This is a genomic window from Streptomyces sp. NPDC054840 (genome assembly GCF_053611065.1).
On record NZ_JBSGZP010000781.1, the window covers coordinates 1 to 3,168 of the forward strand.

At 73.9% G+C, this 3,168-nt stretch carries 3 protein-coding genes; 2 read left to right on the forward strand and 1 reads right to left on the reverse strand.

From position 1 onward, the window contains the following. Nucleotides 1–224: 224 nt before the first annotated feature. Nucleotides 225–1,199 carry a carbohydrate kinase family protein gene (locus ACWGIU_RS33920; RefSeq protein ID WP_453711942.1) on the reverse strand — a complete coding sequence of 325 codons (975 nt, stop codon included), beginning with the start codon at nt 1,197–1,199 and terminating at the stop codon, nt 225–227. 131 nt (nt 1,200–1,330) lie between these two features. Between ACWGIU_RS33920 and ACWGIU_RS33925 the strand changes: the two genes are divergently transcribed. After that, a complete protein-coding gene (locus ACWGIU_RS33925; protein ID WP_453711943.1) occupies nt 1,331–1,570 on the forward strand; it encodes a hypothetical protein in 240 nt (79 codons plus the stop codon). 71 nt (nt 1,571–1,641) lie between these two features. After that, nucleotides 1,642–3,096: a hypothetical protein gene (locus ACWGIU_RS33930; protein WP_453711944.1), complete on the forward strand. Its 1,455-nt coding sequence runs from the start codon at nt 1,642–1,644 to the stop codon at nt 3,094–3,096. Nucleotides 3,097–3,168 lie beyond the last annotated feature (72 nt).

A 3,168-nucleotide genomic window follows, 5' to 3' on the forward strand; every position in this document is an offset into this window, starting at 1 on the left:
GGGCGGAGCCCCAGGAAACCCGGCTCGGCCGGGCACCGGGCTCCGCCCGGACCCTCCCCCAGCTACCACGGGGAGGTGCCCCCTGCTCGAACGCCGGCGAGGCTGGATGTGCCCGGCCGGGGCGGGAACACGCCCGGCGCGGCCTGAACACGGCGGGGGAGCCGGGGGCGGAGCCCAGGGGCGGCGGGGGCTGGACCCCCACCGCCCGGGCGATGCCGCGGCCGTCAGGCGAGGTGGGCGCGGACCTCTTCCGCGGCCTCCTCGCCGTAGGCCTTGGTGAAGCGCTCCATGAAGTGGGCTCGGGCCAGGGCGTACTCCTGGGTGCCCAGGGTCTCGATGACCAGCGTCGCGAGCATGCAGCCCAGCTGTGCCGCGCGCTCCAGTCCGACGCCCCAGCCCAGACCGGTCAGGAAGCCGGCGCGGAACGCGTCGCCGACACCCGTCGGGTCGACCTTCGCGTTCTCCTCGGGGCAGCCGACCACGATCGGGGCCTCGCCGACGCGCTCGATCCTGACGCCGTTGGAGCCCAGCGTCGTCACGCGGGTGCCGACCTTCGCCAGGATCTCCGCGTCGGTCCAGCCGGACTTCGACTCGATGAGGCCCTTCTCGTACTCGTTCGAGAAGAGGAAGGTCGCGCCCTCCATCAGGGTGCGGATGTTGTCGCCGTCCATCCGGGCGATCTGCTGCGAGAAGTCCGCGGCGAAGGGGATCCCGCGCGTGCGGCACTCCTCCGTGTGGCGCAGCATCGCCTCGGGGTCGTCGGCGCCGATGAGGACGAGGTCGAGCCCGCCCACCCGGTCGGCGACGGCCTTCAGCTCGATCAGCCGGGCCTCGCTCATCGCGCCCGTGTAGAAGGAGCCGATCTGGTTGTGGTCGGAGTCCGTGGTGCACACGAAGCGCGCGGTGTGCAGGACCTCGGAGATCCGGACGGACTCGGTGTCGACGCCGTGCCGGTCCAGCCAGGCGCGGTACTCGTCGAAGTCGGAGCCGGCGGCTCCGACGAGGATCGGGCGGCTGCCGAGCTGCCCCATACCGAAGCAGATGTTCGGGCCGACCCCTCCCCGCCGGACGTCGAGGTTGTCGACGAGGAAGGAGAGGGAGACCGTGTGCAGCTGGTCCGCGACCAGCTGGTCGGCGAAACGGCCGGGGAAGGTCATGAGGTGGTCGGTGGCGATGGAGCCGGTGACTGCGATGCGCACGGCGTGGACGCTCCTGCTGAGGACGGCGAGGGACAGTCAAAACTACCCGGTGAGCGGCCCCAGGCTGTACCCCGGAAACTACCCCTTAGTAGGTCTTTCTTCGCGCGAGATCCGATGCCTACGGTGCCTCCATGACCTCTACCGACGGTTTCGTCTCCTGCGAGTACACCGCCGACGGGCGCGGCGCGGAAGCCCCACGGCAGGCCGGTTTCTCCCGTCTGCTGGGTGACTGTGCCCGGATGGCGCCGCACTGGCCGGCCCCGGCGGGCCCCCGGCCGGTCCCCGTGGCTCCTTCGCAGATCCACGGGATCAGCGTCCCGCCGGCCTCGGCGCGGCTGATCGCCTCCACGTCCGTGTACGGGGATCAGTAGGAGGGAACCGGTTGCGCTCCCGCCCCGTCACACCCCCGTCAGGTACGACGGACCGGCGAAGGAGCGATGCGGTGACCAGCGAACGACCCGACGACACATCACGCGACACACGGCGGCGGCCCGCCTGGGCCGTGGGCTCGATCGCGGCCGCCGTCCTGCTCGCGGGCGGCGGCACCGCGTACTGGGCGTCGACCGCGTACGGCGACGGTGGGCCGGGCCACCGTAAGGCCGACAGCGCGGCTTCCGCGCCCCGTGACGCGGGAGACCCCTCGGGTCCGGGCATCGCGCCCGGGGAGCCCGACCCGTCCGGCGGCGGGGTGGTCTACCGGGCCGACGTGAAGCTTCCGGAGGCCCCGGCGAACGCGCCGACCTACGCGCTGTCCGGCGAGGTCACCTCGGCGGAGGTGGCCCGCCTCGCGGCGGCTCTGGGCCTGCCGGGCGAGCCGCGGCTGAGCGGGGACGTCTGGCTGGCCGGGGAGGCCGCCGACGGCTCCGGGCCCCGGCTCACGGTGACCCGTACGGCGCCGGGGACGTGGAACTACGCCCGTTTCCAGGCGCCGGGCAACGGCAACGGCGCCGGGGACGACTGCGTGCGCGGCAAGGACACCTGCGGCCCGGCCACCCTCCCCCGTGACCTCGGCGGCGGGAGCGCGGGCGGTGGGGCCGAGACGGGCAAGCCGGTGTCGGAGGAGGCCGCCAAGGCCGCCGCGGCCCCCGTACTGGCCGCGGCCGGGGTGGCGGGGGCCCAGCAGGACGCCCGGATGAACCAGGGTTCGGTACGTGTGGTGGCCGCCGACCCGGTGGTCGGCGGGCTGCCCACGCAGGGCTGGTCCACGAAGGTCAGTGTGGGTTCCGACGGTTCCGTGGTGGGGGGCAATGGGGAGCTGAAGGCGCCCGTACGGGCTGCCGAGCAGCCGGTGGTCGGGGCGGTGGAGGCGCTGGCCCGGCTGAACGCGAAGTCGGGCGGCGGGGGCGAGCCCGAGCCGAGCGGGTGCGCGAGCGCGGTCCCGCTGGCGGCGGACACCCCGGTGTCGGCCACCGACACGGTGCCGTGCAACCCGGAGCCGCGGCCGATGAAGCCCCCGCGGACGGAGACGGTGAAGGGGGCCGTGCTCGGGCTGGTTCCCGGCACGGTGAACGGGGCGCAGGGTCTGGTGCCGGCGTGGCTTTTCGAGGTGGCGGGCCAGGGCGGCGCGCCGGGCCACACGGTGGCCCAGCCCGCGGCGGCGGCCCAGGAGGGCACCCCCGGCCCGAAGGACGGTCGTACCGTGCCCGGATTCTCGTACGCGGAGGCCGACCGGAAGCTGACCGTGAACTTCTGGGGCAGCGTGTGCAGCACCTACGCCGTGGAGGCACGGGAGCAGGGGGACACGGTCCTGGTGAAGATCACGGATACGCCGAACAAGCCGGGTCAGGCGTGCATCATGCTGGCGGAGGAGATGTCCTTGACGGTGTCGCTGCAGCAGCCGCTGGGCGACCGGAAGGTGCTCGACGCGACCACCGGCAAGCCGCTCCCCCGGCAGTAGGGGCAAGCGCCGCAGGAGCCGCAGGAGGTCCCGGACACGGCCGGGACCGGGTATGACGCGAGGGCCCGCCCC

Bases quoted from the DNA above. Each gene is read 5' to 3' on its own strand.
- ACWGIU_RS33925 (WP_453711943.1), top strand. From the start codon at position 1,331: ATGACCTCTACCGACGGTTTCGTCTCCTGCGAGTACACCGCCGACGGG.